The organism is Bacteroidota bacterium, from assembly GCA_016711505.1.
Taxonomy (GTDB): domain Bacteria; phylum Bacteroidota; class Bacteroidia; order AKYH767-A; family 2013-40CM-41-45; genus JADKIH01.
Window position 1 is genome coordinate 169,948 of sequence record JADJSV010000018.1, and the last position, 24,901, is coordinate 194,848.

A 24,901-nucleotide genomic window follows, 5' to 3' on the forward strand; every position below is an offset into this window, starting at 1 on the left:
ATTTATTCAAAATATACCCTTTGACAAATGGAATATTTTGTATTTTTTAGGTAGGCGGGCAAGCAATATGTTTGTAACGTGAAATTGTATCCACATCAAAAGGAAAAAGCACAGACAATGAAAAAAGCTACAACGAAAATTTTACTCATGATCGGATTGATGTTATCCGCTCTTCAGAATTCCAATGCTGCAAATTTTTATTGGGTTGGAGGATCAGGAAGCTGGAGTGACTTTGCAAATCATTGGGCAACGACAAGTGGTGGGTCTACATTTCATACATCCATTCCAAATCTGAATGATGATGTGTTTTTTGATGCTCAATCATTCACTGCAATCAATCAGTTTGTACAACTGGACTCTACATTTTATTTCTGTAAGAACATGGATTGGACCGGTGCGCTATATATGCCGAGTATTGAAGGAATGGGTGCAACTCTCAAAGTTTATGGCTCGCTTACATTTATTGATAATATGATCGTTAATCAGATAAGTTTCGCCTTCTCATCTACTCAAACAGGTGTAAACATTGACACCAGACAAAAAGAACTTGGTTATATTCAGTTTAATGGAAGTGGTTCATTTGTTCTTCAATCGCCATTGTATTGTACAGGAAATATAGAGTTAACAGATGGTAGTCTTGATGCAAACGGAAATAATATTCATTGTAATTCATTTACCAAAACAGTTCTTCCCGTTTTAACAACAGGTGATATCACCGTTACAATTGCAGGCACTTCATTCAGTACTCAACCAAGAAAATTTCAGGCTCTTGGAACAATTACCGGCAGTGATCTTACTACAGTGATCTTTGATTGTGCAAGTGGAGAAATCGAAGCTTCAGGAAGTACTACTGTATTTGATTCTGTTATGTTCATAGGTGCAGGATCTGTTCTCAGAATTAGTTCTAATTATGTGTCAATGACCGATAATGGATTTGTTGGAAACTCAATCATCCAAAAAGGTATTTTTGATAAACAAATCATTCTTAGTACAAGTACATTCGATACGCTCTCCAGCACCAATATTTATTTATATGTAAATGAAACTTCAACTGTAAATAATTTACTTGATATAAATTCTGATTGCAATAATTTCGGAACTCTGAACTCAATGTATCCGGGTGGAATTTCTACTCTGAATGTACCTTCCGGAAATGTGACATTAAATTATATTCAACTGAGTGGAATCACTGCTACGGGCGGTGCTACATTTACTGCTAACAATTCAATTGACAATGGTAATAACACCGGCTGGACAATTACAAGCCTTACGCCGAGAAAATTATTTTGGGTAAATGGAACAGGAAACTGGAATGATCCGGCTCATTGGTCACTTACCAGCGGCGGAATCCCAACTACATGTAGTCCGACAAAACTTGACAGCACAATTTTCGATGCAAATTCTTTAACAGCCGGCGACACTGTTTATACAGTCAATGATCTCGCAACTTGTAATAATCTGCAAATTTCTAACGTTGCATTCGGGCCGGTATTTTCAGGAACTTTTCTAACTGTAAATGGTTCTGTAGATATTCAATCAGCAGTAACCTGGAATGTTAATACTTTGAAATTAACAGGCACTGCAAGTACTTGCATTCTGGGTTCAATAGCTCCGTTAAATTATATTGATAAAGTAGGTACAGGAACTTATACTGCAACAACTGATCTGAATTTTGAGATTCTGTTTCTCGAAAGTGGTACAATGGATTTCAGCAACAGAAGTGTGAATGCCATCGGATTAAATTCGTATCCGCTTACAACCGTAATTATGACGAATACACTTTTCTACACGCAGGGGTTTTCATTTATGGGTACTCAGACTGGTTCGTCAACTGCGCAAATTCAATTCCCAACTTCAAATGCTGTTATGGCATCAAGCGGAACATATTACAGTATTGATTTTACTCAGGATGGGCGAATAGATTCAAATGTAACAGCAAACATTTTTAAAAGTACAGGTACTGTTCATCTTGGAAATAATAATTCATTTGGAAGAATGGAAGTAGGCGGTGACTTGTATCTGCATGGACAAAATTCTACTGATACATTGCAATTAAATAACGGCGGACATTCAATTATCCAGGACGCAGGAAGAACATTCACTGTTACGAATGAAATATTTGCAACTGCGAATTGTAATAAAATGATCAGTCTTCGAAGTGGAACTTCGGGTGCGCAAACGAATATTGTCAAGACTTTGTCTAATGCTGTAAACGTCGACTACTTTGATATTGCTGACATCAATGTTTCAGGTGCAGTGTTCAATGCAACGAATAGTATCAACTCCGGTAATAATACCGGATGGACTATCACTTCGCCTACTGCAAGAAACTTATATTGGATTGGCGGACCGGGAAACTGGAGTGATTCTACACACTGGGCTTTAGTAAGTGGTGGCACCGGTGGTAACTGTGTTCCTACTGCAGTAGACGATGTATACCTTGATCAGAATTCAGGACTGAGTGGAAACACTCTGACATTCGATATTGCAAATCCTGCCATGAATAAATTCGATATGCGCACAGCAGGAACTGAAGTTACATTGGCTCCGGGAATTCCGGCAATAGTTACAATGTATTCATCAGCGTACTTTGCACCGACTACAATCATCCAATTGCAAAACCTGAGAATGCTTTCTTCAGGTACTGCAGAATTATTTACCGGCGGAAGTTTAATGGATGAAATGGAAATAGAAATGGCAAATGGAACATTCACACTTGCTGATGAATTTTCCGGAACGAGCATTAATCTTGCATCGGGCTCACTTGATCTTAATGGAAACAATATCACGGTTTCGAATTTAAGTAGTGAAGCGGGCACAACAGTAAATCTTGGACCTGTAACAATAGAAGTTACAAACTTTGATCTTAAAGGAACAAATACAAATACTGCACAAACGGATTTTAATATGAACGTTTTTGCTCCTGCTTATTATGCGTACGGTTACTATTTCAAAACTCAGGGGACATTTAAAAACATTACTGTAAATGCACCAGGTTGTAATTTCAGTACACCGAGTCTTACATGTAAACAATTTACGGCTTACTACTATGCAGGTATCAGTGGAGTTTCCAGTACATGCACAATTGAGAAGGCTGTATTCTTCAATGATGTTGGTTTATTTGGTAATAATTATTTTGATACACTGTTCTTTAATAATCCCGGACGTACAGTTACTGTGTATGGAACTCAGGAGATCGGTACTCAGCTAATATGTGGAGGTAGTCCGGGATTTCCAGTGTATTTAAATGGAACAAACGCTGCAACATTCTCAAAAACTTCAGGTGACGTTTGTATCAGTAATGCATTGTTGCAAGGGATCACCGGCGCAGGCGGGGCGAATTTTTATGCCGGACAAGGCTGTACAGATCTCGGCGGAAATGTTAACTGGCAATTTACACCTTGTCTTGTTACTTCCGATGTATGGCCGGGTGATGCAAATTTTGATTTGTTGTGCAACAACTTTGACATACTAAATATCGGTGTTGCATTCAATGAAACCGGTCCTGTAAGAGGAGGTGGAAATAATTCCTGGACTGCGCAACCCGCAGCAGATTTTTCTTCGTGGTTCAGTTCTGCAGTGAATATCAAACATGCAGATAGTGATGGAAATGGAATTGTAGAGTATGCTGATACAGTTGCAATCGATCAGAATTATTCTCTCAATCACCCGGCTCGTTTAACACCTCCTGTTATTACTACTTCAAGTCATCTTCTTCCACCGCTTAGTCTTGAAGCAACTCCTGATACTGTCGGACCATCAATGGCAGTACATATTGATGTGCTATTGGGCACAGCGGCCGTTCCGGTTGATAGTTTGTATGGAATTGCATTTACTGTAAACTATGATCCAACTGTTGTTGATACAATGAGTGTACAATCGAGTTTTGTTGGAAGCTGGTTAGGAACTGTTGGTGTTGATATGATCACATTCGTCAGACATTTTCCTACGATTGGAAAACTTGAAGTTGCAATGGTGAGAAACGATCATCAGAATGTTGCAAACGGTTTTGGTGATCTTGCATCTTTCGATGTTGTTATTGTAGATAATATTTCTACAGTTACAAATTCACTGTTCAGGTTAACTGATGTAACAGCGATAACATACACTCAACTTGTTCAACCATTGGCAAGAGTGAATGATACAATTTATGTAGATCCGACTGTAAACAAAGTACCGGTTATAGACTTAAACAAATACTTTAAAGTTTATCCGAATCCTGCAACGTCCGTTTTGAATATCTATTCAAATGATATCATGATCCAGTACATGGATATTTTTGATATCACAGGAAAGCAACTAGTGCATTTGAAAGTAAATGGTAACCAGGCTTCGATTCCTGTTGAAAGTTTACCTCAAGGAATTTATCAGCTTCGTTGTATTTCTGAACAAGGAATATTTAACAGAGCAATTGAAATTGTAAAAAGATAAAATGAGTTATATAAAGATGTTTCCCTAATCCTAATATCAGTTGCACCGGGTTTTCCGGTGCAGCTTTTTCAAAAGAGTCTCCCTAACCCTAATACAGTTGCACCGAATTTTCCGGTGCAACTTTTTCTAAAAAGAAATTTCCCTAATCCTAATTAAAGCTGTATCAGATTTTCTGATGCAGCTTTTTTTGTTTTTGTTTGGAGGACAGGTAAAATTTAAACACTAAGGTCACTAAAATTTGTCACAAGAACACTTAATGATGTATTACTTCACTTGTGCTCTTGTGCTAAATTTTAGTGGTCTTAGTGTTTTAAAAACCCGCAGCACTAAAACTAAAATAAACAATTCAAGAAAAATTGATTAGACAAGTTCAATATCAAACTGAACAAGGTTCACAAACTGCTGAACGCGCTCATCGATCTCTTCTTGCTTTAATTCCGCAAGTCTTTCGATACCGAATTTCTCAACACAAAAAGAAGCCATTGCTGAACCATAAATAATTCCGCGTTTCATATTGTCAAAAGAGATATCGCGCGTTTGTGCAAGATAGCCAATGAAACCTCCGGCAAAAGTATCGCCTGCACCTGTCGGATCAAATACATCTTCAAGTGGAAGGGCAGGAGCGAAGAACACTTGTTCTTTATTAAATAGTAATGCACCATGCTCACCCTTTTTGATGATCAGGTATTTCGGACCCATTGTCAGAATTTTCTGAGCTGCACGTACAAGTGAATATTCATTTGTCAACTGACGAGCTTCTGAATCGTTGATCGTAAGTACATCGACAAGTTTGATCGTTTCTAAAAGAGCTTCCATTTGTGTTTCCATCCAGAAGTTCATCGTGTCTAATACAACCAGACGCGGACGCTTTGTCATTCGCTCAATTACTTTCTTCTGAAGTTGTGGCATCAGATTACTTAGCATCAGAAATTCACAATCCTGATATGAAGCAGGAATTTCAGGATCAAAATCAAGCAACACGTTTAGTTGAGTGTCAATTGTATCACGCGTATTCATATCAACGTGATATTTCCCTGACCAGAAAAATGTTTTCTGTCCTTTTTTAATCTGTAAACCTTCGGTATTCAAACCAAACTGGCCGAATTTTTCGATCATCTCCGTCGGAAAATCTTCACCGACAACGGAAACCAGCTTAATGTCTTTTCCAAAATACGAAGCTGAGATCCCTGAATAGGTAGCTGCTCCGCCGATTATTTTATCTGTTTTTCCGAAAGGTGTTTCTATGGCATCAAATGCTACAGTTCCGACTACTACAAGGCTCATGGGGGTGGTATATTTTCGGCAAAGATAGAAAAGTTGGCGGGTTTATTAAAGACGACCATGCATTTGAAACAGAAAAAAACATGATTTTCACCGCGAAATTGCAGGCGTTGTTAATAAATCAGGTTTCACTTTATCAATTCGATTCCCGAATCATAAGTTTGCAACGATCAATCTTAACGCACCGGTAAAGTTTGGTTGTGTTCTGAAATGACCGAATTTTTTATCCCAGGCCCCCGATTGTAGATCGTTACTTAAGTTCTGAATGTATTTTTCTTCAAGTTCTGCAGATAAAAATCCCCATGCCGACTGAGCCATACGGACTTCTTTTTCCAGAAAAGCTTCCGGACGACCGTAGTAGGCTTCCTGAAAACCGTCGACACAGTCGAGTGGAATTGGAATTTTTATGACTTCCGTTTTTGCACTTAAAGCTTTTTGCAAACGTGTGATTGAAGGATATCGTGCTCTTTCAATTTCTATTAGTTGGGGGAAATAATTTACATTCCAGAAATCATCTAATGCATCCGGATCAAAGGTCATAATGACGATGCGTTTTTTTGTCACTCTTCGGATTTCAGAAATTCCTTTTTCAATATCCGGCCAGTGATGAACGGTTACCATGGCCATTGCTGCATCAAAGGATCTGTCATCGAATGGCAGTGAATCTGCTTTAGCATTGATAGCAGGAATTTTTCCGTTTGCAATTCGTTGTGTGCGCATTGTAATCGATGGCTCAACAGCAATTACATATTTGTCTTCGGGTTCATATGATCCGCTGCCCGCACCAATATTAATAACGGTTTCTGAATCTGCTAATGCGTTATGTACATATGCAGCAATCCGCGGATCTGTTTTTCTTTGTCCTGAATATTTTTGTCCGTGGGTGTCGTAGTTGAATGCTGGGTTGGGGATTTTCATTTTGTAGTGGAATGATTGTATGAAATGAATGTAAACAAATAAAATTATACGGGATGAAGTTAAACACAAGAACACAAGTTCACAATAAGATCACGGAATTTAATATGTCATAAAATCCGTGTTCTTATTGTGAACTTGTGGTCTTAGTGTTTATTTTTATCTACCATTACTCTTAGTGTTTATTTTATCAACCATGTTACAGAAGATACTTTTTAATTATATCAGAAATATCCCCCGGCATATTCAACGTCATGAAATGTCCGCCACCTTTGATCTCGTAATCGCATTTTATATAACGGATCGGTAAGACCCGGTCTGCAGTACCATGGATATGAATAACATTTTTTGGAACAAACGTATTTTTCCAGGTAAGAATTTTTTCGATAGACCATAATAAATACCTGTGATCTGTTTCCTCAATTATGGTTTTTAACAAGACCTTTTCTTCATGAGTTGTAATTCCGAATAACCAATTTGTCAGGAATTTTACTTTTTTAAAATACCTGATCGGAAAAATTCTTTGAATTTTTAAAAAACCAATAAATCTGTAATACCAGGGAATTTCATATTTCGTTTTCGCTGATGAAAGTAAAATTATTTTTTCTGTTTCAATCTGTTTAGCTATTTCAATAGCCATCATTCCTCCGAATGACAGACCGATCAGAACCGGATTTTTCTCTGTGATCTGAGAAAGTAACCGTGAAGCGTAAGATTCTACACTTTCATTTTTGTGTGGTGGGATCCATTTTAAATATACCGGCTCTAAAGGAACAAGATCTAATTTCTTAAAGACCCTTTCATCAGCACCAAGTCCACTCAGAATGTATACTTTTCTATTCACACTTGTAAACATATGAAATAGGAATCAATGTTTAATAAACCGAAAAAAACAATCTTGCGATTTAATAAAATATATTCCCGGCGATAAATTTGAAATATTGAAAGTCGTTTTATCGCTTTCTTTCAATTGATTTTTTATCTGCATTCTATGTTGCAGTATATCATAGATTTCAATTGTTGAATTTTGTGTATTTACTACTGTAATGTATTCACTCGCAGGGTTCGGATAGACGGATAATTCTTCAAAATCATTTTTTGTAATTGTAGTCGGAATATTAAATATCGTTTCGAAATTTTCGGCAAACTCGTCTGCAGTTCCGCAGGTATTTACGGCATCCCAGTTTACAGACCATGTCATCATTCCTCTCAAATCCGGATAGCCACCGGATTGTAACAGCGTATAACTTCCCGGCTGCGGACCTGTTCCGCGAAGATAATCCATTGCAGATTTTACGATCAACGGATCTGTATATCCACCACCTGCAGCATTTGTACAGGCAGGAAGTCCGACAGCAATTTGACTTGCATTTAGTCCTGCAAACATTCCGCCAGCTGTATTGAATCCCTGAATAAGTGCTTCTGTCATTGCAATAATGAAATCTGCTGTACCTTGCGTGTAAATATTTCCATCGATACCATACATACTTCCGCTATTGTAAAGTTGAACTTGTAATATTTCAATGGAGTCACGCAGGGCATGTATCACCGGCAGATATGCACCCCAGATTCCACCATAAGCCGATTGTCCTCCGTGAACAAATGCGGTTTCAGGAGCCATTGTAAGCAGTAATCTTTTGTTATGCGCAGAATAAAAATCACCCATGATCTGTTTGATGGCGTCGATCAGATTGATCACATGAGCATCCACTGGATTTGCAATTGTACCACCTGATGTTGACAATGAACTCCCTTCAAGATCGATATCAATTCCATCGAAACCATAAGTATTGATAATTGCATTCATCGTCGCAACGAATGTATCGCGTTCTGAAATGTTGTCGAGCGAAACAGGTGCAGTAGCTCCGCCAATGCTGATCAAAACTTTTTTCCCCTGACTTTGCAGACTTTGAATTTGTATTATCAAAGCCGGTTGCGAAACCTGATCGGGAATAAATTCCATTTTATAATCTGTTCCCGCTTGCGGAACAGCGAATGAAACTTCGATTAAATTGTAGCGCGAATCGATCTGATCAAGTTGTATGTAAGGTGAATTTGCATCGTTCCAGTTTTGCCAGTAACCGATTAGGGCGGGGTTTGGAGCTTGCGCAGTAGTTAGGAGAGATGAAAGGAGGAGTGCGAATTTGAAGGTGAATTTCATGGTACGGTGATATGAGAATGCAAGATATATTAAACTCGGAAAGAAATTTCACTTCAATACGATTTATTCCATTGGTATCCCAAATCAAAATAAAAAAAATATTCTTAGCGATCTAATAGGTATATTAGATCTGTATCTAAGAACATCCCACTAAATTTCGACTGATCCCGGCGGGATCACATATTGGTAGAAAATAATGCACAGGCCCCCCGACCTCGAAGAGGTCGCACATGATTACGGATTGCATTTTAATTTAATACATTAATTTTATATATCATTCATCAAAATGAAGACAAGCGCAGGTTTGTCATTAAATTAGCGTTTTGGCTGATGCAGCAATGGTTTATTTTGGAGTAAAGTATACATTTAAAAAAGTGAACTAATAAAAGGATTTAATCAAGGCTTGACTTATTCAAGCAGAGATATATATTTGGCAAGAAATTTAAAGACGAAGTTAAGAAGAAATCAAAAATTTCGGAGTATGAAATTTCTATTATGAGCATTGGATTTTATCGTAGAGTATTTAATTTAGATGGAAAGAAATATATACGTAAATTGCTGTTGAAATGAAACTAGTTATATTTATAATAGGCTTATTTCTTGCTAAAGACAGTTATTCTCAAAATAAATTTTCTTTTGGGATAAATTATCACTTTGATAGAATTACTTGGACTGGAACTGAAGCAGGAACTTATTATGATGGGTATTATAATCCTGTAAACTCTAAAATAAGTTTAGAAGGGACATATAATTCAGAATTGATAGGAGTAGGCACAGGTGTTTCATTTTTTATTGAAGAATATAAATTGCGTCAAGTTTCAAATACTGATTTGAATTCAATAAATTATAAGTCAAATAACACTGCTATATTATTGAACACCTGTTTGAATTTTAGAAAAAATAAAAATACATTATTCTTTGCTTTTAATAATGAGTTTATCTTTACAACTCAAGCATCAAAACAATTGATCGACCTTTTGGAACTATTAATAGTAATCAAGTTTATGAATTAGAGGCCTCAACGTATAACCGTTGGGTCGCCAGTTTTGGAATTGGATATAAATTCAATTTTGCGGAAAAATTTTATTTTAAAATTATTCCTTATTGTTCAATAAATGGTTCAAAAAAGGCAGTACTCGTTGCTGAGCAAGATTTTTATAAGTTAGGGGTTTCGTTAGGAGTATTTCGAATGTTTTAATAGTTTGTTTTTATAAAATCTAAAGTTGAACCCCAAAAAATTCAAAAATATTTATTTCTTAATCGTTTTTACCTTTGTCGTAAGTAACCTTTGTTAAAGTTAAATTTATTTGTATATTTATAGACCACCTGATATTATTCTTTAAAAATCATTACATTGTTAGCATTGAATTAAATTGCTAGTTAAATGGCTGATAAAGAATTTAAAGTTAAAATATTTTGTTCTCCTAATAGTAAACAACCAATTCGTAATAAACACAGACCGTTTTTTGACATTCTTGCCTGGACTTTTTCATCAGGGCAAATTGAATTAAACAGTGAATGCATCAATCCCGGAGAAAGTCAAATTGGTATGGTTTCATTTGTTGCTCCTGAATTACTGGAGGGAAATTACAGATGTGACACAAAGTATTTTTTCTATAACGATTTTAATGAGCCATTTCTTGGTTATATTGTTTTTTTAAATGAAGGATAGCAATTTTTAATGACTGAAGACATATAAAAGCTTATAAGGTAAAATAAAACTTGATAATATTGAAAGACTTTATTTATAAAATGAGAAAATTTATATTCCTTTTCGGAATACTAATTATTCAGGAATGTAATGCACAAAACGGAATTTCTGCAGGCATCAATTTTCATGTTGAAAGAATATCATGGTCATCAGGTGCAGGTTATTCTTATAATGATGGATCTTATAATCCGCTTAATACAAAAGTGAGTTTTGAAGGAATTTATAATACAGAGTTGGTTGCATTTGGAACGGGAATTTCTTTTTTTAATGAAGAATATTCCAAGCGTCAATTTTATAATACAGATTTGTATCCAATCGTTTATAAGTCGAAGAATATAGGAATATTGTTAAATGTTCATCTGAATTTTAGCAGAAAAAAGAATTCGTTTTTCTTTGCGTTTAATAATGAGTTTGTCATTTCAACTTTCGCACAAAGAATATTTAATGGTTCACCGTGAATTGAAACTAAAATCCTGGAACTGGAATCTGCAACTTATAATAGATGGGTAGCAAGTTTTGGAATAGGCTATAAATTAAATGTAGGCGGAAAAGTTTATCTAAAGGCTTTACCATATTATTCTGTCAATGGTAGTAAGGAAACAATACTTACGGAAGAACCCGGTTTTTATAAATTGGGAGGTTCTTTGGGATTATTTCGAGTGTTTTAATTTATGAATTATGGATTCATAAGTCTTATCAAGCATTATGAATTGATTTATGGACTAAATAAAATAAAACATTGTTCTTTTTTGCCTAATATTGTTTGCATCTATGAAAAATCCCGCTTCCCAAATTTATTTTTTACTAACTATTATTTTTATTCTGGACTTTTCCATTTCATTTTCAGAGGAACCCAATAAAAGAGAATTAAAAGGTAGATGGAATTTTGTTTGTTTCTATAATACTCAAACAAAATCTGAAGAATGCCCAAATATTAACAATGAAAACGCATTCTATATAGAGTTTGATCCTGAAGGAAAGGCAGGCATCATTCATGGATTAGCGTCTAAAAATTTTCTTCAAGGAGAATATTCAATTGATTCTGAAAACAATATTAGTTTTACAAATATGGAAGGATCAAAAGCAATGGAACGAACTAAATGTGGTCATAATTTTTACGACGCTTTTTTAGATTTAACTTCTGTAACACAGAGAGGCGATAGTTTGTTCGTCACATACGGAGATGAGAACAAACTAATCAAGTTTGTAAAAGTAAAATGAAATCCTAAAAGGCAGGAATCAATTCTTCCCACTCAACATCCGCCCCAATTCCGCTTCCAAGCGATCCAGATTTTCTTCGTTCTTGTCTACAGCAAAGGCTTTGATCTGTTCACATTCTTCTGCTGTACCGAAAACCATTTTGAAAGTTAGATTTGTTTTGTTGTAAGCAACTTCTTCAAACAATGCTACGACCTGAAACTGTGGACTGGAAACATGGTTTAAAACAATAAGTTCGGGCTTTTCGATTTTTACGAAAACTACTTCATTTGGGAAATGTCCTTTGTCGGGACCGTGCATTACAAATTTCCAGGTACCACCCGGACGTAAATCAAATTCACTGAAAGTATTTGTAAAGCCTTTTGGTCCCCACCAGTTTTTTAAATGATAAGGATCTGTCCATGCACGAAAAATTAAATCTCTGGAAAAATTGATCACTCGCGAATTGACAATTTCACAATCGGGAGATACATTGAGGATTTGCATTGTAGTGTCCATGATTTGTTATGTTTTTAAATTGATTTTTCTAACAGATAATCACAATGAGCATTACGTGGGTCTTGATTAAGCAAGATACATAAAGGTATATAAATATCAGGCAATTCATCACTAAATTCTTTCGGAGCTTCAAAAAAATGTTCAATGCAAACGGCAAAAAACTCCCTTTCGCTTTTTCCCGCATAATTTCGAAGAAATGAATCTTCATCATTCCTGATCCTGTGATATTCATCATTACTTTTTTCTTTCCAGGTATCATACTTAACTGCGAAATCCATTGTCGTATCACTACCTAAAAGGGCGGTTAATTCAAGAGCATGTGCCATTTCATGAATCCCTAAATTTAACTTGTCTTCTTTAGTCTCATAGCCCTCCATAAAGTCTTCCCAACTCAGAAAGATTTTTCCACTCTGGCCGGTTAATCCTTTGTAATAAACATCACTGTGTGTAAACCGGAACGTATCGGGAAAAACCATGATCTCCCGAAAATTACTCAACACATAATTTTCAAGACCAAAGGTGATCTGGATAGCCGCTGCGGAAATTAAAGTTTCATGTTTGTTATCAATTACTAATCCATTCTTTCCGATAAAATTTTTATGTGAACGAAAACGATGTAGGCGCTTAATAAATTTCTTTCGGCCTGCAGGTGACAGATTTCTATAGTAATCGTTGTGTTGAGTTAACAATTCATGATACAATTGAATGTTTGAATTTGAAATATATATATGAATACTGTTACCGGACAATTTTGAATAAAAATACAGGAAGGCGGCTACACCAATTATATATGCAAATGTCATTTACAAATATCTTTATTTTTAGGTTGAATTGAAGAATGAAAGATATTAAAAGATTGAAAAAGGAAAAACTTTATTCATTAGGTTAACTCAAGAATTTATAATCAGTATATGTATTTAGAAGTGACAGGCCCGTTAGGGCCGTACTTTCGGTAATACTAGACTACACGAGACCGTCAAGCCCCTTTAGGGGCGCACTCTTTAAACACAATGCATGTGTCCATTAATTCAACTGCATAAAAGTTCCAATATATAGTGATTGCATTCGGCTTATTACAAATTGTGTTTTTGTTGTCGAAAAAAGCTGTGTGCTTAAAGAGTACGCCCCAAAGGGGCTATCTTGTATTGTCCTAAAGTTAACAAAAGTATGGCCCTAACGGGCCTGATAATCAATTATGAAAAGTAATGTATCAAAACTGAAATTTTCATACAATGTTATTTATCTTTGTGGAGATTGCTTTCTTGTCACTGTCTGTTTTAGCTAATACTAATGCAGCTTCAAAGTTTTGTTTAGCTTTATTATTGTCAATACCAGTATAGAGCTCGCCAAGTAAGACATAGTAAAAGTGATTATCTGTAAGCTTTAATTTTTCAGCTTCAATGATCGCTGCATTTTTCCCATTAGCCATAGACAAAGCAAAGGTTCTGTTCAACGCAGCCATTGGTGAATATTCAATTTGCAAAAGCTGATTGTATAACTGCAAAATATTTTCCCATTTATTTTTAGAGTCGTCTTTGATCGTATGCCAATATGCAATTGCTGCTTCTGTATGATATTTTGAAATTTTATTTCCCTGCGCTGCCTGATTCAGAAAATACTCGCCTTTCTCGATCAGATCTTTATTCCATAATGCTGAATCCTGATCATTATAAAGAACCAGTTCTCCATTGTCGTCAGTGCGAGCTTCAAATCGCGATGCATGAAAACACATAAGAGATAATAAGGCATTTACAGGAGGCTTATTAGTAGCGTTGTTTTCGACCAGCATATAACAAAGCCGAATAGCTTCAAGACATAGGTCTTTCCGCAACGTTTTATTCTGACTTGTTGAATAATAGCCTTCGCTGAATAGTAAATACAAAGTTGTCAAAACAACATCCAGCCGAACGTTGATCTCCTGCATTCCCGGCAATTCAATTTTAACTTTTTCTGTCCTCAGTTTTTCTTTTGCCCTTAAAAGTCTTTTATTTATTGTCTCTTTATTAGAAAGAAAAGCATCTGCAATCTCATCAATTCCAAAACCACACAGGATTCGCAATGACAATCCTATCTGTGACTCCACCGAAATTGCAGGATTGCAGATTGCAAACATCATTTGCAACTGACTGTCATTGATATTGGATTCTGAAAGATCCAGTTCGATCTCCTGATTAGTAGCTAAGTTTATTTTTATTTCAGGTGCAATTTTATTTTCAAAAAGTTTCGCACGCTGTAAATGATTTTTGGCTTTGTTCTTAGCAACATTGTACAGCCATGCAGTCGGATTCGGTGGGATGCCTTTCAAGCCCCATGTTTCAGTAGCAGTGAGAAAAGTATCGCCTGCAATGTCTTCAGCAATTTCAATCTGATCGAATCCGAATAATTTACTTAGCACAGAAACAATTTTACTGTATTCTGTTCTGAATAAATGCGGGATCAATTCTTGCTCATTGTTCATGACTAAAATAAATTAGAAAAGCTCCCGGATTAATGGGAGCTTTTCGAAAGCGGAAAATTTATTCCATTGAAACAATTGGGCGCACTTCAACATTGCCGCCGCCTTGAAGGATCGGACAACCTTTTGAAATTTCAGCTGCTTCATCAATTGTTTCAGCTTTGATGATAATGTAACCACCAATAGTTTCTTTGATCTCTACATATGGACCATTCGTAACTACATTTTTTGGCTTGACAACTTTGCCTTCTGTTCCCAGACGATTTCCTGAACTTGCCAGTTTGTTTTGAGCTGCAATTCCGCCCATCCAGTCTTGCCATAGTTTCATTCTCTCCTGCATTTGAGCGGGCGATGGCTGATCATCTTTTGTCATTCTGAAAATTAATACAAATTCTTTCATCTTTTTGTTTTTTTAGAAATTAATGGATGTATGTTTTATACACCAATGACAAATGAGATTAATGAAATTGGACACGGAACAAAAAATATTTTTTGAAATTATTTTCCGAAAGCATTGGTAGTTAAAAAAGATGTAATTCCGAAGACAAGCCCGATAATTGTTCCTGAAATGACTTCTTTCATAGTATGTCGTTTAAGTTCCAGTCTGGACCAGGCAATTGCCACTACAAAAAAACCGAATAAAATGGCCAATTCGGAATGGATAGGAAGAATAAGAAATACCAGGAATACATTGTAGGCAACATGCATTGAACTTTTTATGTAAACATTCACTAATTGTGCTGTTACCAAAAGCAGGAATGCATAAACAGTGTTGAAGCGCATCGATCTTGACTGATCAGTGAAATATAAAAGTGCTATTACTAAGATTAAAAGCAGAACAGCTGTCCGGTACCATTTCTGACGTTGCATCTGATTTGAAACATCCAGATTAGTGTAATCGCCACGTTTGGTACCTCTGTATGTTTTTACCGCCATGGGAATAAACATTCCTCCTATAACGATACCGGAGGTCCAGATTGCTTTATAAAGTTCTTCATATGCGAACAGAACATAAAGAAGAAAAGCAGGAAGTGTTACAAACGGATGTCCAAGGATGGAAATGAACTGAGCAATTTTCTGACGCATAAACGATAAGTCGTGCAAATAAGAATGACTTGTTAAATGTAAAAATAAAATTGTTCACTTAACTATTGCCGGAATTAAATAATCAGCCATGATCTTGTCTGTTTGCTGATGTGCATAAGGCGTATTGAATGCTGTTGATGTGATCACAATTACAATTGGTTCATCTTTGAAGATGAAGATCTTGTTTCCTCCATTTCCACTGGAATAGGAAACTTCATAGTTTTTATTTTTTGCGCGATAGGTCTTAATCCAGAAAAGATAGCCGTAAAACTCATTATCAATTGCAGGAATAGCAAGTTGTGTTTCCGGAATTGTCATTTGTCTTGAAAGAGATTTTTCTACCCAATCGGAATTCATGATTTCCTTGCCTTTCCATTTTCCTTTACTTACATATAACTGACCAAACTTTGCATAGTCAAGCGACGACATTTTCAATCCACCGGCTGTATTGGCAACTTTTTGTGGAGTGTATTGCCATTCATAATTAGTTATTCCTAAAGGCTTGAATAATTTCTCAGCGGAATATTTTTCCAGTCCACCGGGAAGGGATTTATCCAGCACATCGCCAAGTATAACAACACCTGCAGTGAAATAGTCCCAGTCTTTACCTGAAACTTTTGATTTATCCATTGGTAAATTCAATGTAAATTCAACCCAGTTATCTGTTGGATACATATTCTCTTCATTACCCGGCGAACTTTCATTCATATCAGAACCTTCAAAACCAGAGCTCATAGTAAGCAGGTTCTTCAAAGTAATGCTGTCTTTTTTTCTGAGTGTAGTTTTTGAAATTTTTCAGGTTATAAAATTCACGAAGAGTTTGATTTTCACCTTTAATATAGCCTTCCTTTATAGCAATTCCCATAATAGCCGAACAAAACGATTTGCCGACTGAACGGGTATCGTGAACAGAATCTCTGGTAGCACCATTGAAATATTCTTCAATTAAAAGCTCTCCATTTTTTATCACGACAATACTTGTAATGTTTTTAAATTTCTTTTCGGCAATTTTGCGGTTAAGATTTTCTATTAATAATTGGTCGTAGGGTGCAGTTGAGATTTTCCAGTCATCACTTTTATAGATCGACTGAATAGTAATCAGATTTTTATCAATAATTTTTTCAGGAATATTGATAGTTAATGAACCTTTGGCTATAACATCTCCTATAATAACAGAATCAAGCTTTATATATGGCCGGATTTCAATAGTAAGATTATGTTGTCCGACAGACAAAGCATCTTCTCCACCACGCATCATAAACCTGTTCCATAGGAACCTTCCCCATGAATCTTCATTGGTTGAACTTATGAGAGGCACACGGAAAACCGTCCGCGTGTTTTTACTTTCTGCACTTCCGGCACCCGGATTCAGATTTTCCTGATAAATTATTTTATTGTTGATGTAAAAAGTAAAATTGTAGTTTCCATTTGATGTGAGTTCTTTTACATTTGAAGTTGGAGAAAGACGATGTAAATAATTTGTCAAAGAATTTTCCATGAAGACCCGGATATTCAAATCTGAATTTTCTTTTAATTCATAGACTGACAGAAAATCCTTTTCTGAAAACCTTTCGATGGCAATTGGTTTCTCCATATAGGCGATCTTGCCAATATTATTTCGATGTACAGGGTAGGTGATGCTATCGCTTTTCACAATTGTCGGTGATTGTGAATATGAAATATGTGAAATGAAAAACAGTATAATTGTTGTTATAAGCTCTTTTCTCATAAATGAAAGTAATATTAAATCTGAAACTCTTTATTAAGTATTTCAAATATATTCAAATGACCTGCGGATTACACTTAAGGAAAAGTTAAGAATATGGCCAAGGTCTTTTTTAATGCACCAACCATTAAAAAAGATAATCTCCTGATTTGGAGATTGAATATTTCAATTCACTTTTTTCAGCCTCAAGTTTATAAAAGCCTGTTTTTAAGTTTGACCAGAATTTAATCAAGCTGCTATTGTTTTTGTATTTCGTGGAAAAAGCATTGAAATTTTGATCAGTCATTTTAAATGGGAAAAGGTAAACCGGAATTTTTGATTGGCCGTTTTGTCTGGCAGAAATTGCATATAAGTAGATCTCTTTGATCTTATCATCGGTCATAGGCATACAACCAATAGTTACACAAGAACCGTGAATGAAAATATCGCCGCCAAGATCACTTGCCGTACTTTTTCTTTTATCTGACTGGTTTGGATAGCTTACTCCAAGCGATAAATAGAAATTACTTGTCGGATTAAATCTGTCAATATAATAAAACCCTTCCGGCACCTGATTGTCACCTTGCTTGCGCTTTGGTCCAAGACCTCCGGAAGAAGAACAAATTTCATAGGTCTCAATTTTCTGGTATGCTAAAGCAGACTTCTTTTTTGCATAAAGTTCCAGTTGTTCTTCGTGCTTATAAGCAATTAGCATAATTTCAACTTCATTGATCGAAATGTTTTGGGAAGACAAAGTCTTAGAGATACTGTTTTCTTTTTCGGTAAAAGCTTTGCGGACTCGTTCATATTTTTTCTGTTCAGAAATAAAATCCTTTAAGGGTATAAATGAGCAAAAGAGTAAAATGAGGAAGAAAGATAATTTATACATTAAAGGAGATATTACTATTCAACATTCATTTCCATCCGATACATATCAAATCCCGGAGCCCAGAAATCCTTTATCACTTCTTCAAGTACAAATCCGAATCGTTCGTAATACTTGAAGGCAAGTTGCGATGTTCTGACAGAGATCCTTTTTACATTCGGTAGCTGTTTGATCATTTCAATTCTGAATTCGGTAAGCCTTGATCCGAATCCCATTCCCTGATATTGCGGGTCAACCATGTCCCAGGAGATCCTGATGACGCCTTTTTCATCGGAATAATTAAAACCGCCGCAACTAACGACCGCTTTTCCATATTCAACGACAAAATAATTTTCAGAATGGTTGTTGAGGTAATTTATCAGATCACCCTTCTCTTCAGGGGCAAAATAGGCAGGTGTGTTCAGGCGCAGCATTTCCAGAATACTGTCCTGATCCGATGAAGTATATTTTCTGATAATAATTTGATCCGGCATAAACTATTTACTTTTTTTAGTTGCTTTCAGTTTTTGATCAGCTTCATTCAACTTCATACGGAACTTAATCATTTTTGTGACAAGACTCAGGGGTAATTTTTCATCATTCGGAAATTGAACAGATCCCTTTGCATTCTTATAAACGGAAATCTCCTTTTTAAATTCTTTCAGGACATCCGGCATTGGATAAAATCCTATATGATTTTTGTATCCTGCAAAATATGCAAGCGGTCCTTTATATTTATAAGCAGGCATCTGGTAACTGATTCCTTCTTCAGCTTTAGGGGCAGCTTTCATAATAGTTGCACGGATCTGTTCCAGCCTTAATTGAATATCTTTCGGGAAGTTCGATATGTACATATCTACCGTTGAAGCCTGATCATTTTTGGTTTTCATAGTGTAAGAATATCACAGATTGATGCTATCCAATATAGATATCGTCCAATTGGATTGTCAAATTATAACTTAATTTTATTGATTCAAAATTATAATTTTGTTCAGAATGAAACAAACAACTCCTGACGAAAATGCGATCAGACAAAAGCGTGGGTTTACTTTCGCTGCAACAGGTGCGGTGCTGGGTTTTGTCAGTTGTGTTCTTTCTCTGACGAATCCTGTACCAGAATTATATCACATTATTTTATATGGACTGACTTCAATAGCAATTCTGCTGATCTTTGCAGGATTGTATTTTATTTTTGAATAATGTTCCTGGAAAAACCGTTCAGAACTTAATTACAAATAAATCGATTTTGTGATCTGAAACTACCTTATCAGGCATCAACTAATATATGACTAATATTTTAATTTCCCAGATCAATAATTATGTCATATTTAATGAACATTCCCGGAAGTTGCGAAAGAGAAAATTTAGCTTTTTTAATCCTGTTGATTTCAGGGTCCAGCGCCAGGTTGGACGCAGTTCGGAAATCGGCTTTTTCCAATATCGACCTTTCAAAATGTGCGTCCATTAAATCACAATTGTCAAACTTTGATTCTGTCAGATCGCATTCCGTAAAATCAATTTCCTGTAATTGCGAATTTTTGAAAATGGTCTTTTTAAGTTTCTTTTTAAAAAAAGTGGAATGATTCAATGTGCAATTCTCAAATGAAAATGATAAACCGAAATCACTGCAGGAGTCAAACCGAAGGCCAAGCATTTTACAGTCCAGGAATTTTGCCTCCCGGAAAATAGTATTCACAGTTTTAGCAAGACTCAGATTACAATTTTTAAATGTGCAGTCAATAAATTTTATTGATGAGATGTCACTGTTTGCAAAATTGCAATTATTGAAAGTACAATATTCATATTCACCTCTGGGTAATGGCGATTCTTCGAAGTTGATCTTATCGAATGATTTATTTTCTTCAGACAATTCCATTGTCATAGTAGCATTGAGTGAAAGATTAATTACTCATTCATTTTAAATTTGAAGTATTGAGGCCTTCGTTGTAAATTCTTGCTGCCTTTCGTGCATGTTTATTAAAGGCGATTGAAAACGGAATGGATATCCCAATAAAACCTGCTCCTACCCCTACAACTCCCCAATCTGCGTCTTTACCAACTAGTAGGGGTCCAAGACCAAAACCGACAATGAAACCGCCGATACCACCTAAAACATTTGCTGCAGTACTGTTTGTTCTTGCAATTTTCATTTCTGCATATGCTGCGGGATTTGATAAAGTAATATTCAGCAACAATTTTGGCGTCAGTTGTTCGCCATGTTGATAATAAGTAGTACCGAAAGATCTATTAACCTGTATGGAGTCATTTGGAGTTTGCCCCAAGCTATTCAATTGAAATGTTAAAAAGAGAAGAAAGATGATCAGGATTTTCATTAGCGGGTAAGATAAAGGAAATAAACAATACGTTGGATCAAGCTTCTTCTAAAACTTTAAGATCAAGTTTTTTCATTTTAAGAAGTGCCTGCATTACGCGTTCGCCTTTAGCCGGATTTGACATTAGTTTTCCGAGACTACCAGGGACAATCTGCCATGACATTCCATATTTGTCTTTCAACCATCCACACATACTTTCATTGCCACCATTGGCTATAAGTTTATTCCAGTACATATCAATTTCTTCCTGAGTATCGCAGGTTACAATAAAAGAGACAGCTTCGTTAAATGAAAACATCGGACCTCCATTAAGTCCCATAAATTTGCTGCCGTTGATCTCAAATGTTACAACCATTGGATTTTCACTTGTGATCTTTGAATCTTTGAAGATCGAGCAATAATATTCAGCAGCTTCTTTGGCTTTACCATCGTACCAGAGACAGGTTGTAAGTTCGTGTGTCATTTATATAGAATCTTAAAATTTATTTATTCGTACAATTTTACAAAATAATTCCGGAAAGTAAAGGGTCAAAAACGACTTTTCAAAGGGTCAATTGCAATCAATGGTTCAATATCTTATTCAAAGACCCCATTCGATTTTTTCAGATACTGATCACCAAGCTCTTTTCTATTCATCAGATAATGAACTTCACTGATGTTTTTGTAATACTTGCTCAGATCTTTACTCCCTTCACCAACCTGGGTAATTTTACTGTCAAGAGCTTTTTCGAAATAAACCAATGCAGAATCATATTTCTCTTTTTCCCTGAAAGCATTTCCCAGATTAGAATAACTCTGTATTACTTCTACACCTTTTTCGCCAAATAATTTTTGACGGATATGTAAAGCTTTTTCATGAATGGTGATGGCTGTATCATATTCCTTTTTTCTGAAATAAATATTTCCTATGTTACCATAATTGGTTGCAATATCTCTGTGTTCAGGTCCTAAAATACGGAGCCTGATTTGTAGTGACTTATTATGATTAAGCAGAGAATTTTCGAAATCCTCTTCACCACCATAAGCAACACCAAGATTAAGATAGGTTGTTGAAATCAATAATTGTATACTGTCTGTCGGATCATCAACTGAAATCAGCGATTTTGTCAGAACCGTTTTTGCTTCTGCATATTTGTCTTGCCGGTTTGATAAAATCCCGGCTTGATTGTTAGCATGAATGAATAATGCTGTGTTTTTTTCGGCATCAAATGCAATGGAAGCTTTTTGAAAATATATTATTGCACTGTCTGCATTATTTGCTGTCTTAAAATTTTCTGCAATTGCCAACAATTCATTTCCGGACTGAATAGTACTTGCCTTTGTTTGTAAGGTACCGAAAGCAGAAATCAAAATGTAAATTGAAATCAGTTTGTTCATGTAATTTTCCGGAATTTTAATTGTGAGAATTTGTATGCAATATTTCTCCGGATTCGGGAGCTGACCCAAAATACAGTTTTGTTTGCTATCTTTTTTAAACTAAGATGTGGATTAGATGTAGTTTATATTCTTAGCCTGCGAAAGAGTCCTTAAATCCGGCTCTTCCGTGTTTTTGTATAAATGGCTCTGTGGGCAATGTAAATCAGGAAAACGAGAACAAGAATTCCCCAGATCTTTGTAATTGCAAGAATAAGTGTTTGAATAATTTCCCATCCGAAATTAAACGATTCTGTAATCTGATTTCCAAAACCCGGTTGATACTCATCAATGTTTTTATCATTTGAAATAAGTTCACGTTTCAAAGCCTGGCGCTGATAAATGGAAATGGAAACAGTACTGAATTTGATTCTGTCTTTAAGGGAAAGATTATTAAGCCGGGCATTATCGTAATCAGTAAGATTGTTGCTTAAAATATCTTCCACATCAATAGTTTCTCTTAATTTTTTTCCTCTTTCGTCACTGGCTTTGATCAACCGGTCTGTATTTTTTGTCGATCTTATTTGTGTTAATTCATTTGCAAGTAATTGGAGTGAAACATCATCGGATCTTATAATTCTGTGATCAAGAAATTTTACTTGTGAAGAAATTTCTTTAAGTGTTGAATCAAGTTTTGAATCAGGCACCCTGAGTGTAATAGAATTTAAAACAGAATAGTATGTTGTTTCCAGTGACGAATCTTCACTGACTGCTTTATTCGTTACATTGTCGATCGTACTTTTCAAGTCGGTACGATTAACGAAGCCACCGTATCTTGAAGCAATACCTTCAATGATTCCGGTAGATTCAATTACGTCTTTTACCTGAAATTTTAGTTCTGCTGTACGGATGAATTTTCTTTTTTCGCTTACTCCGCCGTTCGTTGAAACTTCTGAAGATATTTCTGATTTGAAATCGGGAGGAGGGGGCTCTGATATTTGAGTTTCTCCAATTGCTGCGGGTGAAACTTTTTCTCCGCTGAGATCTTCTCTGTTTGATTGTGAGCAACTGAATAGTAAAATGACAACGAATGTTGCTGAAATAATTTTGCTGATCTGCATAATTGATTGTTTTAGAAGTTAGATAATTATTATTTATAAATGAGGATCAGTAAATGTTTTTTCTATATAAAGAGGTTTGAAGTGAGGAGAGTTTTATCATAGAGGCTGGGGAAGACAGTTTTCCATAAGTCGAGGGTTTTATTTTTTGGAACCGATAGGGCGTCCCTGACGGGACTTGGGTTGATGGTGTTGAGAGGATACGACTTTGAATTGGACTGCTCGGGTGATCACCAGGTGTTACCAGTAGGGCGTCCCTGACGGGACTTGGGTTGATGGTGTTGAGAGGATACGACGTTGAATTGAGGTTACGAGTTTAAATGGTATAAAAATTATTTATAAATCCACATGAGAACGGGTTGCTTTGATTTTTTTAAAAGTGGGTCAATGAGTTTGAAACTGTTGTCTGAAATAGTTGGACAACCCCAACCTTCAGGCGTTCCTTCAGGATAAATTTCGTTGTCACTTACCTGATCCCATGAATGAAAAACGATCGTTCTGGCAAGAGCATTATTGTTCGTTGACTCTAAACCATGCATAACATACTTTACATTTATTCCCCAGTCGCTGTAGGCTCTTTCACCCAATTTGTATTTTCCTAACGATGAACAGTGGCTGCCGTCCTTATTACTGAATTCCGGATCTGATTTCGATTGATCACTGCTCCAGCGATTGTCGCAACATCCGTGACCGACAAGAAAAGAATATTGAATTGTATCTTTTTTAAAATCCCAGAATAAAAATCTTTTAATTCCGGAATGCAAGCTCATATCAATGAGAATGCAAAAATCTGTATTGTAGTTTTTAGCAGTACAAAACTTTAAGGCTTCTTTTGCTTTTTTTCTGGTGGAAGTAAATTCTAAAGCCGGTTTGTTTACATCATGTATTGAGTCATCAGTCCTAATGCATGATGTAAATGTCAACGACCAGATTGATATCAGAAAAGTTGTAAGAACTTGCATCGACCTTTTGAGAATGGTTGAAGCAAGAAACGATTGAATTGAAAAGGTTATTTTATTTTAATGATAATTATTTCGGTTAAAATCGGTTGAGTTAAGCTGACCTGGGTGTTGGTGCATCTTTCCTGAGGAAAGTTACACCAACAATTATCAACCAAATCAACCACAACGTACTTCCGACAAATCCTGCAAGATCCCACACAGGGAATGAAGGAATAACGGTTGCAAATAATTCTGCTTGGGCAAGGAGATATATGAAAGAAGCAATGAATCCAAAAGCGCCAAGCCACCGAGGGATCATTTTTTGTTTTAGCAGTGTGAAGGAAATTAAAACTGTCCAGGCGATACTGAATAATTGACCCAGATGTTCACCTAGTAATACTCCGGCAAACTGATGAATAGTTTTAAAAGCTAAAATTGTCGCTGCTTTTGTGGAATCATCAGTTGCATTGACAAATGTTTCTGCTAAAACAGGAACCACAAATGTCCAGCGCAATAAGCCGACAATCTGAACGATCAATCCAATCACACCTAATGTTGTCGCTAAGCGGGCAGATGCAGTTTTGTTTTCAAGTTTTTGTCCGAGTAAAATAAAGGCAGGAAGTAATGGTATACCGGTCATTGCAAACGCAAACCAGGTCCAGATTAATTCACTACCACCGTCATGAAATTTGTGAAGTATTACTGATGTGTCTTGTCGTAGAATATCCGGATATTCAAAGATGATAGTTAACATCGTATAAGGTATCAGGAGCGTAACTCCGGCTATTATCAAAAGTAGTCCGATCGTTCTGTGGGTATTCATCTCCGGT

The 24,901-nt window shown here is 35.9% G+C and carries 25 protein-coding genes and 1 pseudogene; 6 read left to right on the forward strand and 20 right to left on the reverse strand.

All coding sequences use genetic code 11. The features are described 5' to 3' along the window. Positions 1–117: 117 nt before the first annotated feature. The gene (locus tag IPL24_16825; GenBank protein ID MBK8365268.1) at positions 118–4,431 is read left to right on the forward strand and encodes a T9SS type A sorting domain-containing protein; all 4,314 of its coding nucleotides are present in this window, start codon (positions 118–120) and stop codon (positions 4,429–4,431) included. Between the two features lie 360 nt (positions 4,432–4,791). Here the strand turns inward: IPL24_16825 and IPL24_16830 are convergent, their stop codons facing one another. The 4 genes from IPL24_16830 to IPL24_16845 all read right to left on the reverse strand — a co-directional run bounded on the left by IPL24_16830 (position 4,792) and on the right by IPL24_16845 (position 8,788). Then, entirely contained in the window at positions 4,792–5,715 is a 924-nt protein-coding gene (locus tag IPL24_16830) for a bifunctional hydroxymethylpyrimidine kinase/phosphomethylpyrimidine kinase (protein MBK8365269.1), read from the reverse strand. A gap of 150 nt (positions 5,716–5,865) precedes the next feature. Then, positions 5,866–6,630 (reverse strand): class I SAM-dependent methyltransferase, encoded by a 765-nt coding sequence (locus IPL24_16835; GenBank protein MBK8365270.1) that lies wholly within the window; start codon positions 6,628–6,630, stop codon positions 5,866–5,868. 196 nt (positions 6,631–6,826) lie between these two features. Then, entirely contained in the window at positions 6,827–7,471 is a 645-nt protein-coding gene (locus IPL24_16840; GenBank protein ID MBK8365271.1) for an alpha/beta hydrolase, read from the reverse strand. 24 nt (positions 7,472–7,495) lie between these two features. Further along, positions 7,496–8,788 carry a T9SS type A sorting domain-containing protein gene (locus IPL24_16845; GenBank protein MBK8365272.1) on the reverse strand — a complete coding sequence of 431 codons (1,293 nt, stop codon included), beginning with the start codon at positions 8,786–8,788 and terminating at the stop codon, positions 7,496–7,498. A gap of 566 nt (positions 8,789–9,354) precedes the next feature. Here IPL24_16845 and IPL24_16850 point away from each other — a divergent pair. The 4 genes from IPL24_16850 to IPL24_16865 all read left to right on the forward strand — a co-directional run bounded on the left by IPL24_16850 (position 9,355) and on the right by IPL24_16865 (position 11,720). After that, positions 9,355–9,801: a hypothetical protein gene (locus tag IPL24_16850; GenBank protein MBK8365273.1), complete on the forward strand. Its 447-nt coding sequence runs from the start codon at positions 9,355–9,357 to the stop codon at positions 9,799–9,801. Positions 9,802–10,172: 371 nt separating this feature from the next. Beyond that, complete coding sequence (locus IPL24_16855) at positions 10,173–10,460, forward strand: hypothetical protein (GenBank protein ID MBK8365274.1); 288 nt, start codon at positions 10,173–10,175, stop codon at positions 10,458–10,460. Between the two features lie 80 nt (positions 10,461–10,540). After that, complete coding sequence (locus tag IPL24_16860) at positions 10,541–10,957, forward strand: hypothetical protein (GenBank protein ID MBK8365275.1); 417 nt, start codon at positions 10,541–10,543, stop codon at positions 10,955–10,957. A gap of 313 nt (positions 10,958–11,270) precedes the next feature. Beyond that, positions 11,271–11,720, forward strand: coding sequence for a hypothetical protein (locus IPL24_16865; GenBank protein MBK8365276.1), 450 nt, complete (start codon positions 11,271–11,273; stop codon positions 11,718–11,720). Between the two features lie 18 nt (positions 11,721–11,738). On the opposite strand, the gene IPL24_16870 is transcribed toward IPL24_16865, so the two are convergent. From IPL24_16870 to IPL24_16910, 9 genes and pseudogenes are all read right to left on the reverse strand, one after another. Next, positions 11,739–12,215 (reverse strand): SRPBCC family protein, encoded by a 477-nt coding sequence (locus IPL24_16870; GenBank protein ID MBK8365277.1) that lies wholly within the window; start codon positions 12,213–12,215, stop codon positions 11,739–11,741. A 14-nt stretch (positions 12,216–12,229) separates the two neighbouring features. Beyond that, positions 12,230–13,018, reverse strand: coding sequence for a zinc-dependent peptidase (locus IPL24_16875; protein MBK8365278.1), 789 nt, complete (start codon positions 13,016–13,018; stop codon positions 12,230–12,232). Between the two features lie 422 nt (positions 13,019–13,440). Continuing rightward, positions 13,441–14,673 (reverse strand): RNA polymerase subunit sigma, encoded by a 1,233-nt coding sequence (locus tag IPL24_16880; protein ID MBK8365279.1) that lies wholly within the window; start codon positions 14,671–14,673, stop codon positions 13,441–13,443. Between the two features lie 58 nt (positions 14,674–14,731). After that, on the reverse strand, positions 14,732–15,070 hold the full coding sequence (locus IPL24_16885; protein ID MBK8365280.1) for a transcription initiation protein: 339 nt from the start codon (positions 15,068–15,070) through the stop codon (positions 14,732–14,734). A 98-nt stretch (positions 15,071–15,168) separates the two neighbouring features. After that, positions 15,169–15,756 carry a hypothetical protein gene (locus IPL24_16890; GenBank protein MBK8365281.1) on the reverse strand — a complete coding sequence of 196 codons (588 nt, stop codon included), beginning with the start codon at positions 15,754–15,756 and terminating at the stop codon, positions 15,169–15,171. Positions 15,757–15,810: 54 nt separating this feature from the next. Then, positions 15,811–17,485 (reverse strand): annotated as a pseudogene (locus IPL24_16895) (serine hydrolase). A 124-nt stretch (positions 17,486–17,609) separates the two neighbouring features. Beyond that, complete coding sequence (locus tag IPL24_16900) at positions 17,610–18,350, reverse strand: L,D-transpeptidase family protein (GenBank protein ID MBK8365282.1); 741 nt, start codon at positions 18,348–18,350, stop codon at positions 17,610–17,612. A gap of 14 nt (positions 18,351–18,364) precedes the next feature. Beyond that, positions 18,365–18,820: a GNAT family N-acetyltransferase gene (locus IPL24_16905; protein ID MBK8365283.1), complete on the reverse strand. Its 456-nt coding sequence runs from the start codon at positions 18,818–18,820 to the stop codon at positions 18,365–18,367. Positions 18,821–18,823: 3 nt separating this feature from the next. Then, positions 18,824–19,216, reverse strand: a complete 393-nt coding sequence (locus tag IPL24_16910) for a DUF1801 domain-containing protein (protein MBK8365284.1) — start codon at positions 19,214–19,216, stop codon at positions 18,824–18,826. Positions 19,217–19,322: 106 nt separating this feature from the next. Here IPL24_16910 and IPL24_16915 point away from each other — a divergent pair, with 106 nt between their 5' ends. Further along, positions 19,323–19,526: a hypothetical protein gene (locus IPL24_16915; GenBank protein ID MBK8365285.1), complete on the forward strand. Its 204-nt coding sequence runs from the start codon at positions 19,323–19,325 to the stop codon at positions 19,524–19,526. A 97-nt stretch (positions 19,527–19,623) separates the two neighbouring features. On the opposite strand, the gene IPL24_16920 is transcribed toward IPL24_16915, so the two are convergent. The 7 genes from IPL24_16920 to IPL24_16950 all read right to left on the reverse strand — a co-directional run bounded on the left by IPL24_16920 (position 19,624) and on the right by IPL24_16950 (position 24,894). Then, positions 19,624–20,202 (reverse strand): pentapeptide repeat-containing protein, encoded by a 579-nt coding sequence (locus IPL24_16920; GenBank protein ID MBK8365286.1) that lies wholly within the window; start codon positions 20,200–20,202, stop codon positions 19,624–19,626. Positions 20,203–20,239: 37 nt separating this feature from the next. Next, on the reverse strand, positions 20,240–20,659 hold the full coding sequence (locus IPL24_16925) for a hypothetical protein (GenBank protein MBK8365287.1): 420 nt from the start codon (positions 20,657–20,659) through the stop codon (positions 20,240–20,242). 37 nt (positions 20,660–20,696) lie between these two features. Further along, a complete protein-coding gene (locus IPL24_16930; protein MBK8365288.1) occupies positions 20,697–21,122 on the reverse strand; it encodes a VOC family protein in 426 nt (141 codons plus the stop codon). 113 nt (positions 21,123–21,235) lie between these two features. Beyond that, a complete protein-coding gene (locus tag IPL24_16935) occupies positions 21,236–22,036 on the reverse strand; it encodes a tetratricopeptide repeat protein (GenBank protein MBK8365289.1) in 801 nt (266 codons plus the stop codon). Between the two features lie 149 nt (positions 22,037–22,185). Further along, on the reverse strand, positions 22,186–23,133 hold the full coding sequence (locus tag IPL24_16940; GenBank protein MBK8365290.1) for a DUF4349 domain-containing protein: 948 nt from the start codon (positions 23,131–23,133) through the stop codon (positions 22,186–22,188). Positions 23,134–23,462: 329 nt separating this feature from the next. Next, positions 23,463–24,092 carry a murein L,D-transpeptidase catalytic domain family protein gene (locus IPL24_16945; GenBank protein ID MBK8365291.1) on the reverse strand — a complete coding sequence of 210 codons (630 nt, stop codon included), beginning with the start codon at positions 24,090–24,092 and terminating at the stop codon, positions 23,463–23,465. Positions 24,093–24,183: 91 nt separating this feature from the next. Beyond that, positions 24,184–24,894, reverse strand: a complete 711-nt coding sequence (locus tag IPL24_16950; GenBank protein MBK8365292.1) for a DUF4386 domain-containing protein — start codon at positions 24,892–24,894, stop codon at positions 24,184–24,186. Positions 24,895–24,901 lie beyond the last annotated feature (7 nt).